Source organism: Shewanella donghaensis (assembly GCF_007567505.1).
GTDB lineage: Bacteria > Pseudomonadota > Gammaproteobacteria > Enterobacterales > Shewanellaceae > Shewanella > Shewanella donghaensis.
Window position 1 is genome coordinate 3,411,062 of sequence record NZ_CP041783.1, and the last position, 21,986, is coordinate 3,433,047.

Genomic DNA, 21,986 nt, shown 5'->3' on the forward strand with positions numbered 1-21,986 from the left:
CTGAAGCATACGGAGAAATATTATGCCAAGACGTCGCGTTGTAGGACAACGTAAAATCCTACCAGATCCAAAGTTTAAAAGTGAGTTGTTGGCTAAGTTCATCAACGTCATTATGGTTGACGGTAAAAAGTCAACTGCAGAAAGAATTATCTACAAGGCACTAGATGTTGTCGCTGAAAAGAAAAGCGAAGAACATTTAAGCATCCTTGAAGCAGCACTTGATAATGTTCGCCCATCAGTCGAAGTTAAATCTCGTCGCGTTGGTGGTTCTACTTATCAAGTACCATGTGAAGTTCGTCCAGTGCGTCGTAACGCACTAGCGATGCGCTGGTTAGTTGAAGCTGCTCGCAAGCGTGGTGAAAAATCTATGGCTCTACGTCTAGCTGGTGAAATGCTAGACGCATCTGATAACAAAGGTACTGCTGTTAAGAAGCGTGAAGACGTGCATCGCATGGCTGAAGCTAACAAAGCCTTTGCTCATTACCGTTGGTAATTTGATGGAGTGGGCGTTAGCCCACTCCATATTGTTGATATTTTCTAAAGCTATCTAGCTTTAGGTGAGGGTATAAATAGTGGCTCGTATAACCCCAATTGAGCGTTATCGTAATATCGGTATTGTCGCTCATGTGGATGCAGGTAAAACTACCACAACAGAACGTGTTCTGTTCTATACCGGTTTGTCTCATAAAATCGGTGAGGTGCATGACGGCGCCGCTACCACAGACTGGATGGTACAAGAGCAAGAGCGTGGTATTACTATCACATCTGCTGCTGTAACCACATTCTGGCGTGGTATGGAGGCTCAATTCGCCGAACATCGTATTAATATCATCGATACCCCTGGTCATGTTGACTTTACTATTGAAGTAGAGCGATCGCTTCGAGTACTTGATGGCGCAGTTGTTGTATTCTGCGGTGCATCAGGTGTCGAACCTCAATCTGAGACTGTTTGGCGTCAAGCTGATAAGTATCAAGTGCCGCGCATGGTATTCGTTAATAAAATGGATCGTGCTGGTGCTGACTTCGATAGTGTCATCGACCAAATCCGTAACCGCTTAGGTGCGACTTGTGTTCCTATTCAATTGAATATTGGTGCCGAGGAAGACTTTAAAGGGGTTATTGATTTAATTAAGATGAAAGCGATTAATTGGTCTGAAGAAGACCAAGGTACGACTTTCTCTTATGAAGAAATTCCTGCAGATCTTCTCGCTAAAGCAGAAGAGATGCATGAGTATCTAGTGGAAAGTGCAGCTGAAGCCTCTGATGAATTGATGGAAAAATACCTTGAAGAAGGTGTGCTTTCAGAAACAGAGATTAAGTTAGCATTGCGTCAGCGTACAATTAATAACGAAATAGTATTGGCAACTTGTGGTTCTGCATTCAAGAACAAAGGTGTTCAAGCTGTTTTAGATGGTGTAGTAGATTACTTACCGGCTCCTACTGAGGTCCCTGCAATTAAAGGGATTGACGAGAACGAAAAAGAAGTTGAAAGACCATCTGACGATAATGCACCATTTGCTGCATTAGCGTTCAAAATTGCGACTGATCCATTTGTTGGGACATTAACTTTTATTCGCGTATATTCAGGCGTATTAGAGACCGGTTCAGCAGTTTATAATTCTGTAAAAGGAAAACGTGAACGAGTTGGCCGTATCGTACAAATGCATGCAAATGACCGTACAGAGCTGAAAGAAGTTCGTGCGGGAGATATTGCCGCGGCTATTGGTTTAAAAGATGTGACAACAGGCGATACTCTTTGCGCAAACGATCACAAAGTGATTCTAGAACGCATGGAGTTTCCAGAACCAGTAATTACTATTGCCGTTGAGCCTCGTTCTCAAGCAGACCAGGATAAAATGGGGATTGCACTGCAAAAACTTGCAGCTGAAGATCCTTCTTTTAAAGTGGAAACTGATGAAGAATCAGCTCAGACATTGATTTCTGGAATGGGTGAATTACATTTAGATATTATCGTTGACCGAATGCGTCGCGAATTTAATGTTGAATGTAACGTAGGTAAACCTCAGGTTTCCTATCGTGAATCAATTCGCTCTGCAGTTAAAGTGGAAGGTAAATTCGTACGCCAATCAGGTGGACGTGGTCAATATGGTCATGTTTGGCTGAAAGTTGAACCTTCAGAAGAAGGTACTGGCTACGAGTTCGTTAACGAAATCGTTGGAGGTGCTGTTCCACGTGAATTCATCCCATCCGTTGACAAAGGTATTCAGGAGCAAATGAATAACGGTGTTTTAGCCGGATATCCAATGCTTGATGTGAAAGTGACTTTATTTGACGGCTCATTCCATGATGTCGATTCAAATGAGATGGCTTTCAAGATTGCAGGTTCAATGGGCTTCAAAAAGGGTGCTCTCGAAGCAAACCCTGTGTTACTAGAACCTACAATGAAAGTGGAAATTACCACACCTGAAAATAACATGGGCGATGTAGTGGGTGATTTAAACCGCCGTCGTGGTGTTATTGAAGGTATGGACGATGGGCTGGGTGGTGTAAAAATTATCCATGCTATTGTTCCGCTTTCTGAAATGTTTGGTTATGCTACTGACTTGCGTAGTGCAACTCAAGGTCGCGCTTCTTACTCTATGGAGTTTTTGAAGTACGATGCAGCGCCATCAAACATTGCAAATGCGATTATTGAATCACGTACTTAATTAATTAAATACGTAACTAACTAACTGTTATATAGCTCGTAATCGAGCACTTCTGAAAAGAAAGGAATATATCGTGGCTAAAGAAAAATTTGAACGTAATAAACCACATGTAAACGTGGGTACAATTGGTCACGTCGACCATGGTAAAACTACTTTAACTGCAGCAATCTCAGCAGTATTGGCAAAAACATACGGTGGCGACGTTCGTGACTTCGCACAAATCGATAACGCTCCTGAAGAGCGTGAGCGCGGTATTACAATTAATACTTCTCACATCGAATATGACACACCTATCCGTCACTACGCACACGTAGATTGTCCTGGTCACGCCGATTATGTTAAAAACATGATTACTGGTGCTGCTCAAATGGATGGCGCTATCTTAGTAGTTGCTGCTACAGATGGTCCTATGCCACAAACACGTGAGCACATCTTGCTTTCACGTCAGGTTGGCGTACCTTTCATCATCGTATTCATGAACAAATGTGACATGGTTGACGATGAAGAACTACTTGAATTAGTAGAAATGGAAGTTCGTGAACTTCTTTCAGAATATGACTTCCCAGGTGATGACTTACCAGTTATCCAAGGTTCAGCGCTTAAAGCCCTTGAAGGCGAAGCTGATTGGGAAGCTAAAGTTCTTGAACTAGCTGAAGCTCTAGATACTTATATCCCAGAGCCAGAGCGTGATATCGATAAGCCATTCCTACTTCCTATTGAAGATGTATTCTCAATTTCAGGTCGTGGTACTGTTGTTACTGGTCGTGTAGAGCGCGGTATCATTACAGTAGGTGACGAAGTAGAAATCGTTGGTGTTAAAGACACAACTAAGTCTACTTGTACTGGTGTTGAAATGTTCCGTAAGCTTCTTGACGAAGGTCGTGCTGGCGAGAACTGTGGTGTTCTTCTACGTGGTATCAAGCGTGAAGATGTTGAACGTGGTCAAGTTCTTGCTAAGCCAGGAACAATCACTCCGCATACAACTTTCGAATCAGAAGTATACGTACTTTCGAAAGAAGAAGGCGGACGTCACACTCCATTCTTCAAAGGCTACCGTCCACAGTTTTACTTCCGTACAACGGACGTAACTGGAACAATCGAGCTTCCTGAAGGCGTAGAAATGGTAATGCCTGGTGATAACATCAAAATGGTTGTTACACTAATCTACCCAATCGCAATGGATGACGGTTTACGTTTCGCTATCCGTGAAGGTGGTCGTACTGTTGGTGCTGGTGTTGTAGCTAAAATCGTTGCTTAATAGCCGCTTTAGTTAACACTTTAAAAAGGAAGCTTCGGCTTCCTTTTTTGTTTCTATTGCTTTTTGTTTTTAAGTATGTAGAATCCACCGCCTTGAACATAACTACTAAATAGAAGAGTTTTTGTTCGTAAGGGTTGATCTCTTAAAGAAGATCTGTATAATTGCCCTTCGCTGTCCTAGACAGTGTAATATAATGTTTAATCATTTGGATTATTCATTTTCATAATTGACTCCGATTGGGAGTCTACGGTTAAATCATCTCGCTCTGCTTTTCCATTGGGAAGAAGCTAGAGGGTGATTTTTTATGTGTGCATTTTAGGAGCTCTGGTCAATGCAGAACCAAAGAATCCGTATCCGCTTGAAAGGGTTTGATCATCGTTTGATCGATCAATCAACAGCGGAAATCGTTGAAACTGCTAAGCGTACAGGCGCTCAGGTACGTGGACCAATTCCACTACCTACGCGTAAAGAACGTTATACCATTTTGACTTCTCCGCACGTCAACAAAGACGCACGTGATCAGTACGAAATTCGTACTCACAAGCGCTTAGTTGACATCGTAGAGCCAACTGAAAAGACTGTAGACGCATTAATGCGTTTAGATCTTGCAGCTGGTGTCGACGTTCAGATTAGCTTAGGTTAATTGAGATCCTTAGAAGAGGTTTGAAAGATGGCTATCGGTCTTATTGGTCGTAAAGTGGGTATGACTCGCATCTTCACAGAAGATGGCGCTTCAATCCCTGTAACAGTAATTGAAATTGCTGGTAACCGAGTTACTCAAGTGAAAACTTTAGAAACTGACGGATACCGTGCTCTTCAAGTAACTACTGGTACCAAAAAAGCCAACCGCATCACTAAGCCAGAAGCAGGCCATTTTGCTAAGAGCGGCGTTCAAGCCGGTCGAGGTTTATGGGAATTGCGTTTGGCAGATGATGACGGTGAAGGCATTGAAGTTGGTGCTGAACTTAATGTTGATATCTTCGCAGATACAGCAAAAGTTGATGTTACTGGTCAATCAAAAGGTAAGGGTTTCCAAGGCGGTATTAAGCGCTGGAACTTCCATGCTCAAGATATGACACATGGTAACTCTTTGGCTCATAGATCTAATGGTTCTATTGGTCAAAACCAGACACCTGGTCGCGTTTTCAAAGGTAAGAAAATGTCAGGCCACATGGGTGCCGAGCAAGTAACTACTCAAAATCTAGACGTTGTACGTGTAGATGTAGAGCGTAACTTGTTATTGGTAAAAGGTGCTGTTCCTGGCGCTACCAATGGTGACTTGATTATCAAGCCAGCCGTTAAAGCATAGGTCTGAGGAGATAGTAATGGAATTGGTATTGAAAGACGCGCAAAGCGCTCTTGAAGTTTCCGAAACTACCTTCGGCCGTGACTTTAACGAGGCATTGGTTCATCAGGTAGTTGTAGCTTACGCTGCAAACGCGCGTCAGGGCACTCGTGCTCAACAGACTCGTGCGGAAGTAACTGGCTCAGGCAAAAAGCCTTGGCGCCAGAAAGGCACAGGCCGAGCTCGTGCCGGTAGTGTTAAAGGCCCGATCTGGCGTGGCGGTGGCGTAACATTCGCTGCTAAAACACAAGATCACAGCCAAAAAGTTAACAAAAAGATGTACCGTGGTGCTCTAAAGAGCATTCTTTCTGAATTGGTACGTCAAGAGCGTTTAATCGTTGTTGAATCTTTTGGTGTTGAAGCTCCTAAAACTAAAGAGCTGAAAGCTAAACTAAAAGAAATGCAACTAGAAGACGTTCTAATTGTTACTGCAGAAGTTGATGAGAATTTATTCTTAGCAGCTCGCAACTTATACAAGGTTGACGTACGTGACGTAGCGGGTCTTGACCCAGTTAGTCTAATCGCGTTTAACACTGTTCTTGTTACTGCTGATGCAGTGAAGCAAATCGAGGAGATGCTAGCATGATCACCGAAGAACGTTTGCTAAAAGTTATTCTAGCTCCGCATGTATCTGAAAAGAGTACTGTGCTAGCTGAGAAAAACAACACTGTAGTTTTCCGCGTAGCAATCGATGCGACTAAAGCAGAGATTAAAGCTGCTGTAGCGAAACTTTTCGAAGTTGAAGTTGATAGTGTTCGCACTTTGGTAAACAAAGGCAAAACTAAGCGTACCGGTGGCCGTGTAGGTCGTCGTAGCGATTGGAAAAAAGCCTATGTAACTTTAGCTGCTGGTGCTGACATCGATTTCGTCGGTGGCGCAGAGTAAGCAAAGGAGAATTATCATGGCAGTTATTAAGTGTAAGCCAACCTCTCCAGGTCGTCGCCACGTTGTTAAAGTGGTGAACAGCGACTTGCATAAAGGGAAACCTTTTGCAGGCCTGTTGGCTAAGAAATCTAAAAGTGGTGGCCGTAACAATACGGGTCGCATCACTGTTCGCCACGTTGGTGGTGGACACAAGCAGCATTACCGTATTATTGACTTTAAACGCAATAAAGACGGTATCCCTGCAAAAATTGAACGTCTGGAATATGATCCAAACCGTACAGCTAACATCGCGTTAGTATTGTACGCAGATGGTGAGCGTCGCTACATTCTTGCTGCTAAAGGCATGAAAGCTGGTGATGCAATCCAATCTGGTTTGGATGCTGACATCAAGACTGGTAACGCAATGCCGCTTCGCAACATCCCAGTGGGTAGTGTTGTGCACGCAGTAGAAATGAAACCTGGTAAAGGTGCTCAAATCGCGCGTTCAGCTGGTGCTTACGTTCAAGTTGTTGCTCGTGATAACCAATATGCAACTTTACGTCTTCGCTCTGGCGAAATGCGCAAAGTGCCTGTTGATTGTCGTGCAACATTCGGTGAAGTTGGTAATGCCGAGCACATGCTACGCCGTCTAGGTAAAGCAGGTGCTAAACGCTGGAGAGGCGTACGCCCTACAGTGCGTGGTGTTGCAATGAACCCGGTAGACCATCCACACGGTGGTGGTGAAGGCCGTACTTCTGGTGGACGCCATCCAGTTAGTCCATGGGGTGTGCCAACTAAGGGTTATAAAACTCGTAGTAATAAGCTCACCGACAAGTACATTGTACGTCGTCGTAATAAATAGTTAAGAGGATTCGCCCATGCCACGTTCTCTCAAGAAAGGTCCTTTCATTGACCTGCACTTGCTGAAGAAGGTAGAGAAAGCGATGGAAGCGGGAGATAAAAAGCCAATTAAAACTTGGTCTCGCCGCTCAATGATCATCCCAAATATGATTGGGTTGACCATCGCTGTCCATAATGGTCGTCAGCACGTACCTGTGTTCGTAACTGACGAAATGATCGGTCATAAGCTTGGTGAATTTTCACCAACTCGCACTTATCGCGGCCACGCTGCAGATAAGAAAGCGAAGAAGCGTTAATACGGGAGACATAAGATGGAAGTTTTAGCTAAACATCGTTTTGCCCGTACGTCTGCGCAGAAGGCCCGTCTAGTTGCTGATCAAATTCGCGGGTTGCCTGTTTCTAAGGCTCTTGAGATTTTGACCTTCAGCCCTAAGAAAGCCGCCGTACTGGTTAAGAAAGTACTAGATTCAGCTATCGCAAACGCCGAACACAACGAAGGTGCAGATATCGATGAGCTTAAAGTTGGACAAGTCTTTGTTGACGAAGCACCAACTATGAAGCGCATCATGCCTCGTGCCAAAGGCCGCGCTGATCGTATCATGAAGCGTACCAGCCACATTACTGTGGTTGTATCAGATCGCTAGGAGAAAAGAGCAATGGGACAGAAAGTACATCCTAATGGTATCCGTTTGGGTATCACGAAGCCTTGGATCTCTACTTGGTACGCCGATAAGTCAGACTACGCAAGTAATCTGAACAGCGACTGGGAAGTTCGTCAATATCTCTCTGAGAAATTGAAGGCTGCTTCAGTATCTAAAATCGTTATCGAGCGTCCTGCGAAGAGCATCCGCGTTACTATTCACACTGCCCGTCCAGGTGTTGTGATTGGTAAGAAAGGTGAAGACGTTGAAGTATTACGTGCATATGTATCTAAAATTACAGGCACTACTGCTCAAATCAACATCGCTGAGATCCGTAAGCCTGAGTTAGACGCAAAGTTAGTTGCTGACAGTATTGCACAGCAATTAGAACGTCGTGTTATGTTCCGTCGCGCTATGAAGCGCGCAGTTCAAAACGCAATGCGCATTGGTGCTCAAGGTATCAAAGTTGAAGTGAGCGGCCGTCTAGGCGGAGCTGAAATCGCACGTTCTGAGTGGTATCGTGAAGGTCGTGTACCTCTACATACTCTACGTGCTGATATCGACTATTCTACAGCTGAAAGTCACACGCAATATGGTGTGATTGGTGTTAAAGTTTGGATCTTCAAAGGTGAAGTTCTAGACGGTACCATCGTAGCATTAGAAGAGCCGAAGCAGCAGCCTAAGCGCAAGCCTCGTGGTAAATAGGAGAAACTTATATGCTGCAACCTAAACGTATGAAGTTTCGCAAGATGTTCAAAGGCCGTAACCGCGGTCTAGCGAACGGTACTGAAGTAAGCTTTGGTACTTTCGGTTTGAAAGCTGTCGGCCGTGGTCGATTAACAGCTCGTCAAATTGAATCTGCACGTCGTGCCATGACACGTCACATTAAACGTCAAGGACAAATTTGGATTCGAGTTTTCCCTGACAAGCCAATTACCTCTAAGCCTCTTGAAGTGCGTATGGGTAAAGGTAAAGGTAACGTTGAATACTGGGTATGTCAGATTCAACCTGGTAAGGTTCTTTATGAGATGGATGGAGTTTCTGAAGAGTTAGCGCGTGAAGCGTTTGCTTTAGCTTCTTCTAAGCTTCCTATAAAGACTACCTTCGTAACTAAGACGGTGATGTAATGAAAGCGAGCGAACTAAGAGAAAAGAGCGTTGAAGAACTTAACGCTGAACTACTTGGTCTGCTGCGTGAGCAGTTTAACCTGCGTATGCAACACGCTACTGGTCAATTGACTCAAACGAATCAATTGAAAATAGTGCGTCGTAACATTGCACGCGTTAAGACCATTATTACTTCTAAGGCAGGTGCGTAATGTCTGATACTACCCGTACTTTGCAAGGTCGAGTTCTTAGCAACAAAATGGACAAGTCTATTACAGTTGCTATATCACGCCAAGTGAAACATCCCATTTATGGGAAGTACATTAAGCGTACAACTAAGATCCATGCACATGACGAAACTAATCAGTGTAACGAAGGTGACGTAGTGACTATTAGTCAATGTCGTCCTCTTTCTAAGACTAAGTCTTGGACATTAGCTGAAGTAGTAACAAAAGCCTAAGTTTCATTAGGTTATAGTAAACGGCTCCAATGCTTGGGGCCGTTTGTTTTTTTATACTATGAAATCCGAAATAACGGTGTTATACTTGCGCCCCGTTTTTGAACAAATTGAATTTGCTTCTGATTCACTTCAGAATTAATAAGATTGTTTATTAAATGGACAAGTATTATCCCAATGTCGGGATTTTGTAGTAACGATAGCGGAGCACTTAAAATGATCCAAATGCAATCGACTCTAGACGTCGCGTGTAATAGTGGCGCTCGTAGAGTTCAGTGTATTAAGGTCTTGGGTGGCTCTCATCGTCGTTATGCCGGTATCGGCGACGTCATTAAAGTTTCTGTTAAAGAAGCTATTCCTCGCGCTAAAGCGAAGAAAGGTGATGTATATAACGCGGTGGTAGTCCGTACTAAGAAAGGCGTACGTCGTCCAGATGGTTCTGTCATTCGCTTCGATCGGAATGCAGCAGTTTTGCTTAACGCAAACCTTGCACCGATTGGTACTCGTATTTTTGGCCCAGTGACACGTGAATTGCGCAATGAGCAGTTTATGAAAATCGTCTCTCTGGCACCTGAAGTACTGTAAGGAGCTTCAAAATGGCAGCTAAAATCCGTCGTCAAGACGAAGTAATTGTATTAGCAGGTAAAGACAAGGGTAAACGTGCAAAAGTTTCTCAAGTCCTACCTACTGGTAAGTTGATTGTTGAAGGCATCAATCTCGTTAAAAAACACCAAAAGCCAAACCCACAATTGGGCGTAACTGGTGGTGTAATAGAGAAAGAAGCAGCGATGCAAGCATCAAACGTAGCGATCTTTAACCAAGCCACAGGCAAGGCAGATCGTGTTGGTTTCCGATTAGAAGACGGCAAAAAAGTTCGTTTCTTCAAATCGAATAGTGAACTCATTAAGTAAACGGAGTAAACGATGGCGAAACTGCATGATAAATATCAAGAGACTGTTATTGCAGAACTTTCTAAAAAGTTTGAATACAGCAGTGTCATGCAAGTCCCTCGGATTGAAAAAATCACCCTTAATATGGGTGTAGGCGAAGCAATTGCAGACAAAAAAGTTATGGAGCACGCGCTTCGTGACATGACTGCAATCGCTGGTCAAAAACCAGTTGTAACTGTTGCTCGAAAATCAGTTGCTGGTTTTAAAATCCGTGAAGGCTACCCTATTGGCTGTAAAGTTACACTGCGCGGTGAGCGTATGTGGGAATTTTTAGAGCGTTTAGTTGACATTGCAATCCCACGTATTCGTGACTTCCGTGGCCTAAGCGCAAAAGCGTTTGACGGTCGTGGTAACTACGCAATGGGTGTGCGTGAGCAAATCATCTTCCCAGAAATCGATTACGATAAAATCGATAAAATTCGTGGTATGGATATTGTTATCACTACTACTGCGAAGAATGATGAAGAAGGTCGTGCTTTGTTAGACGCATTTAACTTCCCATTCAAGAAATAAGGGTAGCATAATGGCAAAATCATCTATGAAAGCACGTGAAGCAAAACGTGCACAGCTCGTAGCTAAATATGCTGAAAAGCGTTTAGCACTTAAGGCTATTATCAGCGCACCAGCGACTTCTGACGAAGACCGTTGGGAAGCTGTTCTTAAGTTACAAGCTCTACCTCGTGATTCTAGCGCTGCGCGTCAACGCAACCGTTGTAATCAAACTGGTCGTCCACATGGTTTTTTACGTAAATTCGGCCTTAGCCGTATTAAATTACGTGAAGCTACTATGCGTGGCGAAGTTCCTGGTCTGCGTAAGGCCAGCTGGTAAGCACTTGTCACGGAGTAAGCTAATATGAGCATGCAAGATCCTATTGCGGATATGTTAACACGTATTCGTAACGGCCAAGCTGCTAACAAAGTATCAGTTACGATGCCTTCAGCTAAGTTAAAAGTAGCAATAGCGAAATTACTTAAAGACGAAGGTTATATTACTGACTACGCCGTAGCAGAAGAAGCCAAGCCTGAATTAGAAATCACTTTAAAGTATTTCCAAGGCAATCCAGTCGTTGAGACTATCCAGCGCGTAAGTCGTCCTGGTCTTCGTATTTACAAAGGTAAAAACGAACTTCCAAAGGTGATGGGCGGACTGGGTGTCGCAATTGTGTCCACTTCTAAAGGCTTGATGACCGATCGTACTGCCCGCCTAACAGGCATGGGTGGCGAGGTTATCTGCTACGTAGCGTAAGGAGCTAGGTATGTCACGTGTCGCAAAAGCACCAGTGTCTATTCCTACCGGCGTAGAGGTGACCTTAAACGAACAGACTATTACTGTAAAAGGTACTAAAGGTAGTCTGACTCGAGAAATCAACAAAGCGGTAAGTGTTGTTCTAGACAACGGCGTACTAACCTTTGGCCCAGTTGAAGGCGTTTCTAACGCTTGGGCTCAAGCAGGTACAGCTCGTGCACTAGTAAACAACATGGTTGTTGGTGTTACTGAAGGATTCGTTAAGAAATTAAAGTTAATTGGTGTTGGTTACCGTGCTAAAGCAGCTGGTAGTAACATTGACCTTACTTTAGGTTTCTCTCATCCTTTGGTTCACAAACTTCCCGCCGGTGTTACTGCAGAGTGCCCTAGCCAAACTGAGATCGTCCTTTCGGGCGTTGATAAACAGTTAATTGGTCAGGTTGCTGCTGAAATTCGTAGCTATCGTCCACCAGAGCCTTACAAAGGCAAAGGTGTTCGTTATGCAGACGAGCAAGTACGCCGTAAAGAGGCTAAGAAGAAGTAGGTAACGCGATATGGATAAGAAAACATCTCGCTTACGCCGCGCTACTCGCGCCCGTAAGAAGATCCAAGAGCTGGGCGTTAATCGTCTGGTTGTACATCGTACACCGCGTCACATTTACGCTCAGGTAATTAATCCTGAAGCTCAGGTGTTGGCAGTTGCTTCAACCGTGGAAAAAGCGGTTAAAGAACTACTAAAGAGTACCGGTAACGTAGACGCAGCGAAAGCAGTAGGTAAAACTGTTGCAGAACGCGCGATCGAAAAAGGTGTAACTTCGGTTGCATTCGACCGTTCTGGTTTCAAGTATCACGGACGCGTAGCAGCATTAGCTGACGCAGCTCGTGAAGCTGGCCTGAAATTCTAAGGGGTTATAAATGGCTAAATTAGATGCTCAGCAGAAAGACGATTTGCAAGAGAAATTGATTGCAGTTAATCGTGTTTCTAAAGTAGTTAAAGGTGGTCGTATCTTTAGCTTCACCGCACTAACAGTGGTAGGTGATGGTAACGGTAAGATTGGCTATGGCTATGGTAAAGCGCGCGAAGTTCCAGCTGCTATTCAAAAAGCAATGGAAAAAGCCCGCCGTAACATGGTAACTGTACAGTTGAATGCAGGTACACTGCATCATCCTGTTAAAGGTCGCCACACTGGTTCGCGTGTATACATGCAACCAGCATCGGAAGGTACCGGTATTATTGCCGGTGGCGCAATGCGTGCCGTATTGGAAGTAGCAGGCGTTCATAACGTTCTGTCAAAAGCATACGGTTCTACTAACCCGATCAACATCGTTCGCGCAACTGTAGATGCGTTGGTGCACATGAAGTCACCAGCACAAATTGCAGCAAAGCGTGGCCTTAATGTTGATGAAATTCGAGGTTAATGCACCATGGCTACTAAAACGTTTAAAGTAACACAGACAAAGAGTGGAATTGGTCGTTTACCAAAACACCGTGCCTGTTTATTAGGCTTAGGCCTAAGACGTATTGGCCACACTGTTGAACTTGAAGATACTCCTTCTGTTCGCGGTATGGTTAATAAAGTTTACTACATGGTAAGGGTGGAGGATTAATTATGCGTTTAAATACTCTATCTCCAGCTGCAGGCTCTAAGTCTGCACCTAAGCGTGTAGGTCGTGGTATTGGTTCTGGTTTGGGTAAAACTGCAGGTCGTGGTCATAAGGGACAAAAGTCTCGTTCTGGCGGCGGTGTGCGTATCGGTTTTGAGGGTGGTCAAATGCCTCTTAAAATTCGTTTACCTAAATTCGGTTTTACCTCGCGCAAAGCTTTGGTCTCAGCTGAAGTTCGTTTACTCGAACTAGCAAAAGTTAACGGTGATGTTATCGACCTTAACGCTCTGAAAGATGCGAACGTTATTACTCGCAACATACAGTTTGCGAAAATCGTTCTTTCAGGTACCATTGAACGCCCTGTGACTGTTAAAGGTCTAAAGGTAACCAAAGGTGCACGTGCAGCTATTGAAGCTGCCGGTGGCAAGATCGAGGAATAATACGTCGATGGCAAAACCAGGACTTGATTTAAAAAGCGCGAAAGGCGGTTTATCTGAATTGAAAACCCGTCTCCTGTTCGTGATTGGTGCGATTATCGTCTTTAGGGCCGGTTCGTTTGTACCGATTCCTGGTATTGACGCAGCTGTGTTAGCAGATCTGTTTGCTCAACAAAAAGATACCATCCTAGGCATGTTTAACATGTTCTCGGGTGGTGCTTTAGAGCGTGCCTCTATCTTTGCATTAGGTATTATGCCGTATATTTCGGCCTCTATTATCATGCAGTTACTGACTGTGGTTCATCCTGCACTTGCTGAATTGAAAAAAGAAGGCGAGTCAGGAAGGAAAAAAATCAGTCAGTATACTAGATACGGTACGTTAGTGTTGGGTACGCTCCAAGCAATCGGTATAGCAACAGGGTTACCAAGCCTAGTACCTGGCCTCGTGGTCAATGTAGGTTTTGGTTTTTACTTTGTTGCAGTTGTAAGTTTAGTGACAGGAACAATGTTCCTTATGTGGCTAGGTGAACAAATTACTGAGCGTGGTATTGGCAATGGTATCTCGATATTAATTTTCGCAGGTATTGTTGCTGGTTTACCATCTGCTATCGGCCAAACGGCTGAACAGGCTCGTCAAGGTGATTTGAATGTACTGGTTCTGTTGTTATTAGCAGTAGTCGTATTTGCAGTCACTTACTTAGTAGTATTTGTTGAACGTGGTCAACGTCGTATCGTCGTTAACTATGCTAAACGTCAACAAGGCCGTAAGGTCTTCGCAGCGCAAAGCACACATTTACCACTTAAAGTGAACATGGCAGGTGTGATTCCTCCAATTTTTGCATCCAGCATTATTTTGTTCCCAGGCACACTGGCTCAGTGGTTTGGTGCAAATGAGTCCATGTCATGGTTAAGCGATTTTGCCTTAGCTGTTTCACCTGGACAACCGCTGTATTCATTATTGTATGCAACAGCTATCGTTTTCTTCTGTTTCTTCTATACTGCGTTGGTATTTAACCCACGTGAGACAGCTGATAATTTGAAGAAAAGTGGTGCGTTCATTCCTGGGATTCGTCCTGGAGAACAGACTTCGCGTTACATTGATAAAGTTATGACTCGTTTAACCCTAGCGGGTGCGATTTATATTACCTTTATCTGTTTAATTCCGGAGTTCATGTTAATTGCGTGGAAAGTACAGTTCTATTTTGGCGGTACTTCACTACTAATTATTGTAGTCGTAATCATGGACTTCATGGCTCAGGTTCAGACTCATATGATGTCTCATCAGTATGAGTCTGTGATGAAGAAAGCTAATCTAGTTAACAAAGCGAATTTAGATCGCTTTGGTCGCTAATAGTTTTTAACGGAGTGATGAAATGAAAGTTCGAGCTTCCGTGAAGAGGATCTGTCGTAATTGTAAGATCGTCAAGCGCAGTGGCGTTGTACGTGTGATTTGTGTTGAACCAAAACATAAACAGCGTCAAGGCTAAAAAAAGATATTTGCTCAGTTCTTAATAGGACTGAGCAAATAATGTTTGCAAATTTGTTGGCTGTCGAGTATCCTTTCGGGCTTTTCGCAGTCGACCTTTAACATATTAAGGAGTGCATAGTGGCCCGTATCGCTGGCATTAACATTCCTGATCAAAAGCACACAGTCATCGCATTGACTGCAATTTTTGGTATTGGACGTACGCGCGCTAGAGCAATCTGCGCAGCTACTTCAATTGCTGAAGATGCTAAGATCAAGGAATTGAGCGAAGCTCAAATAGATATACTACGCGAAGAAGTTGCCAAATACTCAGTAGAGGGTGATTTACGTCGTGAGGTTTCAATGAACATCAAGCGTCTTATGGATCTTGGTTGTTATCGTGGCCTTCGTCATCGTCGTAGCCTGCCCCTTCGTGGGCAACGTACTAAGACTAATGCGCGTACGCGCAAAGGTCCGCGTAAACCAATCAGAAAGTAACGGGAAGGTAAACCAAAATGGCTAAAGTTCCGTCACGTTCTCCGCGTAAGCGCGTACGTAAACAGGTTGCAGATGGTATGGCTCATATCCATGCGTCTTTCAACAACACAATTGTCACCATTACAGATCGTCAAGGTAATGCGTTGTCATGGGCTACCTCAGGCGGTTCAGGTTTTCGTGGTTCACGTAAATCTACTCCGTTCGCTGCGCAGGTTGCTGCTGAGCGTGCAGGTATTGCTGCTCAAGACTACGGTGTTAAAAACCTTGAAGTTTTCGTGAAGGGTCCAGGTCCAGGTCGTGAGTCAGCCATTCGTGCGCTGAACGCTGTTGGTTATAAAATTACCAACATTACTGATGTGACACCTATCCCTCATAATGGCTGTCGCCCACCTAAAAAACGTCGTGTATAACACTACGTTTATAGGATAGTTGGAGAAAGATCATGGCAAGATACTTGGGTCCTAAGCTCAAGCTCAGCCGCAGAGAAGGTACAGACCTTTTCCTAAAAAGCGGTGTGAGAGCAATCGATTCGAAGTGTAAGCTTGATGCTGCACCTGGTCAACATGGCGCACGTAAGCCACGTTTATCAGAGTACGGCACACAGCTACGCGAGAAACAAAAAGTTCGTCGTATGTACGGTGTGTTAGAAAAGCAATTCCGTAACTACTACAAAGAAGCTGCACGTTTAAAAGGCAACACTGGTGAAAACCTACTTGGTCTTTTAGAAACTCGTTTAGATAACGTTGTTTATCGTATGGGTTTCGGTGCGACTCGTGCTGAATCACGTCAATTAGTGAGCCACAAATCTATTGTGGTTAACGGTCGTGTTGTTAACATTCCGTCATTCAAAGTGTCTGCGAATGATGTTGTAAGCATCCGTGAAAAGTCACGCACTCAAGCACGTATCAAAGCGTCTTTAGAAGTGGCTGGCCAACGTGAGAAGCCTACATGGGTTGAAGTCGACGGCGCTAAAATGGAAGGTGCTTTCAAGCGTCTACCAGAACGTAGCGATTTGTCTGCGGAAATTAACGAACAGCTGATCGTCGAGCTTTACTCTAAGTAAAGCTAACAAACAAGAGAGGACACAATGCAGGGTTCTGTTACAGAATTTCTAAAACCGCGTCTCGTTGACATAGAGCAGGTTAACCCAACTCGTGCCAAGGTTACGCTAGAACCACTTGAACGTGGTTTTGGTCACACATTAGGCAACGCTTTGCGTCGTATCTTATTGTCGTCTATGCCTGGTTGTGCAGTAACCGAAGTCGAAATCGACGGCGTGTTACATGAGTACAGCAGCAAAGAAGGCGTACAAGAAGATATCCTTGAAATATTGCTTAACCTTAAAGGTTTAGCAGTAAATATTGAGGGTAAAGATGAAGCTTTACTTACATTAAGTAAGTCAGGCACAGGCCCTGTTACTGCAGCAGATATCACTCATGATGGTGATGTAACCATTATGAATCCTGATCATGTTATCTGTCATTTGACTGGTAACAATGATATCAGTATGCGTATCCGTGTTGAACGTGGTCGCGGTTATGTACCAGCTTCGGCTCGTGCACAAACTGAAGACGACGATCGACCAATCGGTCGCTTACTGGTTGATGCTTCATTCTCACCTGTAGCTCGCATTGCTTACAATGTTGAAGCTGCTCGTGTAGAGCAACGTACTGATTTAGATAAACTCGTTATTGATATGACCACAAACGGTACTATCGATCCTGAGGAAGCAATTCGTCGTTCTGCAACTATTTTAGCTGAACAGCTAGATGCGTTTGTAGACCTACGTGATGTTACTGAACAGACTGTTGTCGAAGAGAAACCGGAGTTCGATCCGATTCTGTTGCGTCCTGTCGACGATTTAGAGCTAACTGTACGTTCAGCCAACTGTTTGAAGGCTGAAGCGATTCATTACATCGGAGATCTAGTACAACGCACTGAAGTTGAGTTGCTCAAGACTCCTAATTTAGGTAAGAAATCTCTTACTGAAATTAAGGATGTATTAGCGTCTCGCGGACTATCTTTAGGTATGCGTCTAGAAAACTGGCCTCCAGCTAGTTTAGCAGACGACCTATAAGTCCCAGGTTAGTTAGTACTGATTAAAGATTATAAGGATTAGTCCATGCGCCATCGTAAGAGTGGTCGTCAACTAAACCGCAACAGCAGTCATCGCCAAGCTATGTTTCGTAACATGGCATGCTCACTAGTTAGTCATGAGTTAATCAAGACTACAGTAGCTAAAGCGAAAGAACTGCGCCGCGTAGTTGAGCCTCTAATAACATTAGCTAAAGTTGACAGCGTTGCAAATCGCCGTTTAGCTTTTGCTCGTACCCGCGACGCTGAAGTTGTAGGTAAGTTATTTACAGAATTGGGTCCACGCTTCCAGGAACGTCCTGGTGGTTACACTCGTATTCTAAAGTGCGGTTTACGTACCGGTGATAAAGCCCCTATGGCTTACATCGAGTTAGTAGGTCGTCCTGAAGCTGCTGAAGCTGTTGAAGTAGAAGCCGCTGAGTAATTTATTACTCATTTAAAAAAACCGAGCCTAGCTCGGTTTTTTTATATCTTTTTTTTGCTTCATTCTATTATCATTTAGCTTTACTTTAATCTTCGCTGTCGCTTTAATTACCTGGCTTACCTGGCTTACCTGGCTTACCTGGCTTACCTGGCTTACCTGGCTTACCTGGCTTACCTGGCTTACCTGGCTTACCTGGCTTACCTGGCTTACCTGGCTTACCTGGCTTACCTGGCTTACCTGGCTTACCTGGCTTACCTGGCTTACCTGGCTTACCTGGCTTACCTGGCTTACCTGGCTTACCTGGCTTACCTGGCTTACCTGGCTTACCTGGCTTACCTGGCTTACCTGGCTTACCTGGCTTACCTGGCTTACCTGGCTTACCTGGCTTACCTGGCTTACCTGGCTTACCTGGCTTACCTGGCTTACCTGGCTTACCTGGCTTACCTGGCTTACCTGGCTTACCTGGCTTACCTGGCTTACCTGGCTTACCTGGCTTACCTGGCTTACCTGGCTCAATCGGTAATAGGGTTAAAGTATATTATGTTAGACTAGCTTAAATTTTTTATAGGCAAAAAAAAGCCAATCTCTCGATTGGCTTCTAATGAACTATTTCTAATTACTGGTATTTGTAGCCTTCAGTTTCAGCTTTTTCAGAGTAATCGAGCTTTTCATGGGATTGACCCATCGCTTCGGCTACTTCAGGAGGCATATAGTTCTCATCATGCTTCGCTAGTACTTCAGTTGCTTGTAAGACGCCTGGTTTTATTAAAACACCCTGAGCAACGATACCTTGGCCTTCACGAAATAAGTCAGGAAGTAAGTCATCAAAAGTTACGATGATTTCACCACCAAGAATATCGTGAATAGCAAATTCTACATGTAAACTGTCAGGATCACGTACCATCGATCCCAAAGTTACCATTCCGCCAACTCGTATACGCTGGCCTACATCTGGTTTAACGCCAGTGTCAGGTTTACCGTTGATAATTTCATACGGAGTATAGAATAGGTTTAAGTTAGAATTTAACGCATATATTAGTAACGAACCAATACCTGCAACACCTACGATTAACGCTATGGCAAGTGTTAGTCTTTTTTTACGTCTTGAATTCACTATCTAGTACTCCTAGTTTCTTTTAAACGTTCTTCACGTTCAATCTTTTTAGCTACTTCAGCTAAAATAGATTTCTTTTGTCTTAGGCTTAGTATTATCAAAGTACCAAGACTGCCGAATGTAACACCATAAGATAGCCATACATAAAAAGCATAGCCACCCATATGGAAAAAATCTGCTAATGAATCAAATTGCATTATTTTGCTGCCTCTTGTTTTGCTAACTCTCTAACCCAAGGACGCATTCCATTTCGAGCAAGAATTTCAGCTCTGAATCGAACTAAAGTTAAAGCGCCAATCATCATGCCAAAACCAAAGATATTCATTAATAATGGATAGAGCATGTCGCCTGTCATTGCAGACTTTTCAGTTATTTTAATCGTTGCAGGCTGATGTAAACTACTCCACCAATCTACAGAGTATTTAATTATGGGAATATTAATTACACCAACAATTGCCAGTATGCCAGCTGCTCTAGCTGCCAAAACTTTATCTTCAAATGCTGCGTAAAGAGAAATAACACCTAGATATAAAAATAATAAAACTAATTCTGATGTTAGACGAGCATCCCAAACCCACCAAGTACCCCACATTGGTTTCCCCCATGAGGCTCCAGTAAATAAAGCAATAAAAGTAATCACTGCCCCAATTGGGGCGATGGCAGCTGCAGCCCAATCAGCCGCTTTAATCTGCCAGACAATGCCAACAAAAGAAGCTGAAGCCATTGCCATGTATGCAGCCATTGACATAGATGCTGCTGGTACATGAACGTAAATTATACGAAAACTATCACCTTGCTGGTAATCCATAGGGGCAAAAACCAATCCCCAAGTTGTACCTATACCAATTAGCCCAATAGCTAAACAAGCAAACCAGGGTAGTAATGTACCTGATAATTTATATGCACGCTCAGGGTCAGCGTATGAATGTAGCCATTTCCACATTTAGTTTGTACTCACTCGTAATGAAGCACCAATTGCAAATGGTGCCATAATTAATGATCCGACCAACATAGCGCCAATAATAGCGAGTTGACCCGTATAAGGTAAATTCATTCCGGCAGCATCGATCGCACTTGTAGCGAAAATGAGTACCGGTATATACAAAGGTAAAATAAGTAAGCTAAGTAGCACACCACCTTTGCGTAATCCAACAGTTAATGCGACACCAATTGCACCTAAAAGCGATAAAACGGGTGTTCCAACCGCAAGGGTTGAAATAAGTGCACCATAACTATTGCCATCTAAATGTAATAGCACTGCTAATAAAGGTGCGACTAATATTAATGGTACACCAGTTAAAATCCAGTGTGCCAATACTTTTGATAAGACCAAGATAGCAAGTGGCTGTGGACTTAATAACATTTGTTCGAGGCTACCATCATTAAAATCAGCCTTAAACAATCGCTCTAGTGACAGCATTGATGCCAGTAAAGCAGCTACCCAGATAATTCCTGGTGCAACCCTAGATAGTACTTGTGGTTCAGGGCCTATACCTAATGGAAATAAGGTAACGACTAAAACAAAAAATAACAAAGGGTTAAAAATATCACCACGATGTCTAATGGCAATTTTAAGATCTCTTTGCAACAATGTCATGAATGCCTGGGTGTAACTTATGCCTCTTTTCATTGTTGTACCTTATACGAAGCGATAGTCGAGTTTGATCTTGCGAAGCACATCATCAGAAATGATGCTCATATCTTGATGCGTTGTCATGATTACACATCCACCATTTTTAGCGTGCTGAAGAAACAAATTTTCTAACTCTTCAACACCTTTCTTATCTATGGCTGTAAAGGGTTCATCCAAAATCCAAATGCGGCAATTGGTATGCCATAGTCTTGCTAGTGCAGTTCTACGGTGTTGTCCTGCAGACAAATGACCAGCTAATGCATCTTCGAAACCACCAAGATTAACTTTGGCAAGAATATCGTAACTATCGAAACCATCATAACCACTTAACCTTAAATTGAAGTTAAGATTCTCTTTAGCTGTTAACTCACTCTTAACACCTGCAAGGTGCCCTAAGTAAAGTAAGTCTTCATTGAATTCATCGCGACACTGTGTGATATCGGTATCGATATATTGTACTTCACCAGCATAAGGTCTAGATAAACCGGCAATGATCCGCAGTAAGCTTGTCTTGCCTGCGCCATTAGGACCTTCTATCTGAACAATATCTCCAGAATTAATCTCGAAACTTAATTCGTCAAACAGAATGCGATCTTCACGAATACACGTTAACTCATTCGCTTTAATTAAGGTCGGCTGTTGATTTTTATTTGTCACTTAGCCCTCTTTATTACTGTTGAGGTAGAATACATTTTAATATTAACATAAAGACAATTAGGGGTTTAGCATTCAGTTCATCTATGTGCTAGGTATTTGAAGTGGTTCCAATAAAATACATCTTATGTGAACTTTTTCATGATTCTCTAATATATTACTCAATCTAAGTTTATTGTCTTCATTTCAGGTCTAAGGTGAGATTCTTATCACAAAAAGGTGAGTTTTATTGAAGTTTGTAGTAATCTGATGACGATTTATAAGTCTGTCTTCTTTTTAAAGGCGGCATTGAGCTCTGAATTTATTTGCATTTAGGAACGATGAACATGAAAAAATTATTAGCATTGACTGCAGTTGCTGCATTGACTTTGTCTACTAACGTTTTCGCTCAAGATGGCGAAGCGGTTTATAACAAAGCGTGTCAAGTATGTCACAGCATGGGAATTGCGGGTGCACCAAAATCACATGATGTCGCTGCATGGGAGCCTCGTTTAGCTCAAGGTTTAGAAACACTTGTCTCTACCGTTAAAACTGGTAAAGGCGCTATGCCACCAGGCGGAATGTGTACTGACTGTACAGATGAAGATTATCAAAACGCGATTGAGTTCATGTCTAAGTAATTTAGAAAACTCAATAAAAAAAACCGGCTAATCAGCCGGTTTTTT

General features: G+C 43.3%; 37 protein-coding genes. 32 read left to right on the forward strand and 5 right to left on the reverse strand.

From position 1 onward, the window contains the following. Positions 1-22 precede the first annotated feature (22 nt). The 31 genes from rpsG to rplQ all read left to right on the forward strand — a co-directional run bounded on the left by rpsG (position 23) and on the right by rplQ (position 17,920). On the forward strand, positions 23-493 hold the full coding sequence (rpsG, locus tag FPK91_RS14580; RefSeq protein WP_144211918.1) for a 30S ribosomal protein S7: 471 nt from the start codon (positions 23-25) through the stop codon (positions 491-493). 79 nt (positions 494-572) lie between these two features. Continuing rightward, positions 573-2,669, forward strand: a complete 2,097-nt coding sequence (gene fusA / locus FPK91_RS14585; RefSeq protein WP_144211919.1) for an elongation factor G — start codon at positions 573-575, stop codon at positions 2,667-2,669. A 73-nt stretch (positions 2,670-2,742) separates the two neighbouring features. Next, positions 2,743-3,927: an elongation factor Tu gene (gene tuf, locus FPK91_RS14590; protein WP_144211908.1), complete on the forward strand. Its 1,185-nt coding sequence runs from the start codon at positions 2,743-2,745 to the stop codon at positions 3,925-3,927. Between the two features lie 331 nt (positions 3,928-4,258). Beyond that, positions 4,259-4,570 carry a 30S ribosomal protein S10 gene (gene rpsJ, locus FPK91_RS14595; RefSeq protein ID WP_055026509.1) on the forward strand — a complete coding sequence of 104 codons (312 nt, stop codon included), beginning with the start codon at positions 4,259-4,261 and terminating at the stop codon, positions 4,568-4,570. 27 nt (positions 4,571-4,597) lie between these two features. Next, positions 4,598-5,236, forward strand: coding sequence for a 50S ribosomal protein L3 (gene rplC, locus FPK91_RS14600; protein ID WP_144211920.1), 639 nt, complete (start codon positions 4,598-4,600; stop codon positions 5,234-5,236). A gap of 16 nt (positions 5,237-5,252) precedes the next feature. Beyond that, positions 5,253-5,858: a 50S ribosomal protein L4 gene (gene rplD, locus FPK91_RS14605; protein ID WP_144211921.1), complete on the forward strand. Its 606-nt coding sequence runs from the start codon at positions 5,253-5,255 to the stop codon at positions 5,856-5,858. Beyond that, entirely contained in the window at positions 5,855-6,157 is a 303-nt protein-coding gene (rplW, locus tag FPK91_RS14610) for a 50S ribosomal protein L23 (protein WP_076543230.1), read from the forward strand. The genes rplD and rplW overlap by 4 nt, the downstream gene beginning before the upstream one ends. Positions 6,158-6,173: 16 nt before the next feature. After that, positions 6,174-6,998, forward strand: coding sequence for a 50S ribosomal protein L2 (gene rplB / locus FPK91_RS14615; protein ID WP_144211922.1), 825 nt, complete (start codon positions 6,174-6,176; stop codon positions 6,996-6,998). Positions 6,999-7,014: 16 nt separating this feature from the next. After that, positions 7,015-7,293, forward strand: coding sequence for a 30S ribosomal protein S19 (rpsS, locus tag FPK91_RS14620; RefSeq protein WP_006083596.1), 279 nt, complete (start codon positions 7,015-7,017; stop codon positions 7,291-7,293). A 15-nt stretch (positions 7,294-7,308) separates the two neighbouring features. Then, positions 7,309-7,641, forward strand: coding sequence for a 50S ribosomal protein L22 (gene rplV / locus FPK91_RS14625; RefSeq protein ID WP_076543228.1), 333 nt, complete (start codon positions 7,309-7,311; stop codon positions 7,639-7,641). 12 nt (positions 7,642-7,653) lie between these two features. Further along, positions 7,654-8,343, forward strand: a complete 690-nt coding sequence (gene rpsC, locus FPK91_RS14630; RefSeq protein WP_144211923.1) for a 30S ribosomal protein S3 — start codon at positions 7,654-7,656, stop codon at positions 8,341-8,343. A gap of 11 nt (positions 8,344-8,354) precedes the next feature. Continuing rightward, complete coding sequence (gene rplP / locus FPK91_RS14635) at positions 8,355-8,765, forward strand: 50S ribosomal protein L16 (RefSeq protein ID WP_144211924.1); 411 nt, start codon at positions 8,355-8,357, stop codon at positions 8,763-8,765. Continuing rightward, on the forward strand, positions 8,765-8,956 hold the full coding sequence (rpmC, locus tag FPK91_RS14640) for a 50S ribosomal protein L29 (protein ID WP_144211925.1): 192 nt from the start codon (positions 8,765-8,767) through the stop codon (positions 8,954-8,956). The genes rplP and rpmC overlap by 1 nt, the downstream gene beginning before the upstream one ends. Continuing rightward, positions 8,956-9,204, forward strand: a complete 249-nt coding sequence (gene rpsQ / locus FPK91_RS14645; RefSeq protein WP_144211926.1) for a 30S ribosomal protein S17 — start codon at positions 8,956-8,958, stop codon at positions 9,202-9,204. Before rpmC ends, rpsQ begins: the two co-directional genes overlap by 1 nt. 213 nt (positions 9,205-9,417) lie before the next feature. After that, the gene (gene rplN, locus FPK91_RS14650) at positions 9,418-9,786 is read left to right on the forward strand and encodes a 50S ribosomal protein L14 (protein ID WP_076543234.1); all 369 of its coding nucleotides are present in this window, start codon (positions 9,418-9,420) and stop codon (positions 9,784-9,786) included. Between the two features lie 11 nt (positions 9,787-9,797). After that, positions 9,798-10,112: a 50S ribosomal protein L24 gene (gene rplX / locus FPK91_RS14655; protein ID WP_144211927.1), complete on the forward strand. Its 315-nt coding sequence runs from the start codon at positions 9,798-9,800 to the stop codon at positions 10,110-10,112. 12 nt (positions 10,113-10,124) lie between these two features. Continuing rightward, a complete protein-coding gene (gene rplE / locus FPK91_RS14660; RefSeq protein ID WP_144211928.1) occupies positions 10,125-10,664 on the forward strand; it encodes a 50S ribosomal protein L5 in 540 nt (179 codons plus the stop codon). 10 nt (positions 10,665-10,674) lie between these two features. After that, positions 10,675-10,980 carry a 30S ribosomal protein S14 gene (gene rpsN, locus FPK91_RS14665; protein WP_076543224.1) on the forward strand — a complete coding sequence of 102 codons (306 nt, stop codon included), beginning with the start codon at positions 10,675-10,677 and terminating at the stop codon, positions 10,978-10,980. Positions 10,981-11,004: 24 nt separating this feature from the next. Further along, positions 11,005-11,397 carry a 30S ribosomal protein S8 gene (gene rpsH / locus FPK91_RS14670; protein WP_144211929.1) on the forward strand — a complete coding sequence of 131 codons (393 nt, stop codon included), beginning with the start codon at positions 11,005-11,007 and terminating at the stop codon, positions 11,395-11,397. Between the two features lie 10 nt (positions 11,398-11,407). Then, a complete protein-coding gene (rplF, locus tag FPK91_RS14675) occupies positions 11,408-11,941 on the forward strand; it encodes a 50S ribosomal protein L6 (protein ID WP_144211930.1) in 534 nt (177 codons plus the stop codon). 10 nt (positions 11,942-11,951) lie between these two features. Next, positions 11,952-12,302 carry a 50S ribosomal protein L18 gene (gene rplR, locus FPK91_RS14680; RefSeq protein ID WP_144211931.1) on the forward strand — a complete coding sequence of 117 codons (351 nt, stop codon included), beginning with the start codon at positions 11,952-11,954 and terminating at the stop codon, positions 12,300-12,302. A 10-nt stretch (positions 12,303-12,312) separates the two neighbouring features. After that, a complete protein-coding gene (gene rpsE, locus FPK91_RS14685; RefSeq protein ID WP_144211932.1) occupies positions 12,313-12,816 on the forward strand; it encodes a 30S ribosomal protein S5 in 504 nt (167 codons plus the stop codon). A 6-nt stretch (positions 12,817-12,822) separates the two neighbouring features. Continuing rightward, positions 12,823-13,005, forward strand: coding sequence for a 50S ribosomal protein L30 (rpmD, locus tag FPK91_RS14690; protein WP_144211933.1), 183 nt, complete (start codon positions 12,823-12,825; stop codon positions 13,003-13,005). A 2-nt stretch (positions 13,006-13,007) separates the two neighbouring features. Beyond that, the gene (gene rplO, locus FPK91_RS14695; RefSeq protein WP_055026491.1) at positions 13,008-13,442 is read left to right on the forward strand and encodes a 50S ribosomal protein L15; all 435 of its coding nucleotides are present in this window, start codon (positions 13,008-13,010) and stop codon (positions 13,440-13,442) included. A 7-nt stretch (positions 13,443-13,449) separates the two neighbouring features. Then, complete coding sequence (secY, locus tag FPK91_RS14700; RefSeq protein ID WP_144211934.1) at positions 13,450-14,790, forward strand: preprotein translocase subunit SecY; 1,341 nt, start codon at positions 13,450-13,452, stop codon at positions 14,788-14,790. A 22-nt stretch (positions 14,791-14,812) separates the two neighbouring features. After that, positions 14,813-14,926: a 50S ribosomal protein L36 gene (rpmJ, locus tag FPK91_RS14705; RefSeq protein ID WP_126523259.1), complete on the forward strand. Its 114-nt coding sequence runs from the start codon at positions 14,813-14,815 to the stop codon at positions 14,924-14,926. Between the two features lie 119 nt (positions 14,927-15,045). Beyond that, positions 15,046-15,402 carry a 30S ribosomal protein S13 gene (rpsM, locus tag FPK91_RS14710; RefSeq protein WP_144211935.1) on the forward strand — a complete coding sequence of 119 codons (357 nt, stop codon included), beginning with the start codon at positions 15,046-15,048 and terminating at the stop codon, positions 15,400-15,402. A 17-nt stretch (positions 15,403-15,419) separates the two neighbouring features. After that, the gene (gene rpsK / locus FPK91_RS14715; protein WP_011635661.1) at positions 15,420-15,812 is read left to right on the forward strand and encodes a 30S ribosomal protein S11; all 393 of its coding nucleotides are present in this window, start codon (positions 15,420-15,422) and stop codon (positions 15,810-15,812) included. 32 nt (positions 15,813-15,844) lie between these two features. Beyond that, on the forward strand, positions 15,845-16,465 hold the full coding sequence (gene rpsD / locus FPK91_RS14720) for a 30S ribosomal protein S4 (RefSeq protein WP_144211936.1): 621 nt from the start codon (positions 15,845-15,847) through the stop codon (positions 16,463-16,465). 24 nt (positions 16,466-16,489) lie between these two features. Then, complete coding sequence (locus FPK91_RS14725) at positions 16,490-17,479, forward strand: DNA-directed RNA polymerase subunit alpha (protein WP_076543215.1); 990 nt, start codon at positions 16,490-16,492, stop codon at positions 17,477-17,479. 45 nt (positions 17,480-17,524) lie between these two features. Beyond that, positions 17,525-17,920, forward strand: a complete 396-nt coding sequence (gene rplQ / locus FPK91_RS14730) for a 50S ribosomal protein L17 (protein WP_076543214.1) — start codon at positions 17,525-17,527, stop codon at positions 17,918-17,920. 616 nt (positions 17,921-18,536) lie between these two features. On the opposite strand, the gene ccmE is transcribed toward rplQ, so the two are convergent. From ccmE to ccmA, 5 genes are read right to left on the reverse strand one after another with little or no spacing between them, the layout of a single operon-like run. Further along, positions 18,537-19,034, reverse strand: a complete 498-nt coding sequence (ccmE, locus tag FPK91_RS14740) for a cytochrome c maturation protein CcmE (RefSeq protein ID WP_144211937.1) — start codon at positions 19,032-19,034, stop codon at positions 18,537-18,539. Next, positions 19,034-19,231 carry a heme exporter protein CcmD gene (ccmD, locus tag FPK91_RS14745; protein WP_144211938.1) on the reverse strand — a complete coding sequence of 66 codons (198 nt, stop codon included), beginning with the start codon at positions 19,229-19,231 and terminating at the stop codon, positions 19,034-19,036. The genes ccmE and ccmD overlap by 1 nt, the downstream gene beginning before the upstream one ends. After that, the gene (ccmC, locus tag FPK91_RS14750; RefSeq protein ID WP_144211939.1) at positions 19,231-19,977 is read right to left on the reverse strand and encodes a heme ABC transporter permease CcmC; all 747 of its coding nucleotides are present in this window, start codon (positions 19,975-19,977) and stop codon (positions 19,231-19,233) included. The genes ccmD and ccmC overlap by 1 nt, the downstream gene beginning before the upstream one ends. Further along, complete coding sequence (gene ccmB, locus FPK91_RS14755; RefSeq protein ID WP_144211940.1) at positions 19,978-20,664, reverse strand: heme exporter protein CcmB; 687 nt, start codon at positions 20,662-20,664, stop codon at positions 19,978-19,980. Positions 20,665-20,673: 9 nt separating this feature from the next. Beyond that, positions 20,674-21,324 carry a cytochrome c biogenesis heme-transporting ATPase CcmA gene (ccmA, locus tag FPK91_RS14760; RefSeq protein WP_144211941.1) on the reverse strand — a complete coding sequence of 217 codons (651 nt, stop codon included), beginning with the start codon at positions 21,322-21,324 and terminating at the stop codon, positions 20,674-20,676. A 323-nt stretch (positions 21,325-21,647) separates the two neighbouring features. On the opposite strand from ccmA, the gene FPK91_RS14765 reads away from it, so the two are divergent. Next, positions 21,648-21,941: a c-type cytochrome gene (locus tag FPK91_RS14765; RefSeq protein WP_144211942.1), complete on the forward strand. Its 294-nt coding sequence runs from the start codon at positions 21,648-21,650 to the stop codon at positions 21,939-21,941. Positions 21,942-21,986: the final 45 nt, after the last annotated feature.